Source organism: Psychromonas aquatilis (assembly GCF_038155185.1).
Classification (GTDB): Bacteria; Pseudomonadota; Gammaproteobacteria; order Enterobacterales; family Psychromonadaceae; genus Psychromonas; species Psychromonas aquatilis.
Genome location: NZ_JBAKAZ010000238.1, coordinates 1 through 236, shown reverse-complemented (window position 1 = coordinate 236; position 236 = coordinate 1). Strand labels below are relative to the sequence as shown.

The 236-nt window shown below is 39.0% G+C and carries 1 protein-coding gene; it reads right to left on the bottom strand.

What is annotated here, in order from left to right:
• On the bottom strand, window positions 1–236 hold a 236-nt coding region (locus V6256_RS15440), incomplete at both ends, for a DNA topoisomerase (protein ID WP_341599132.1).

Here is a 236-nt window from a genome sequence, read left to right as displayed (position 1 = left end):
AACCCTGTCACTTGTTTCAATGTTGCGGATCACTTCATAAAAAGTTTTAGATATAAAATTATTAATATCAATATGTCGATTAACAATTAAAGCCCGTATTGGAGTTTGAACACGGCCGATCGACAAAACACCTTGATAACCTGTCTTTTGTCCTTGTAACGTACAAAGACGCGTCATATTGAGTCCGTACAACCAGTCTGCTCTTGCTCTCGCCAATGCAGATACTGCCAATGGAA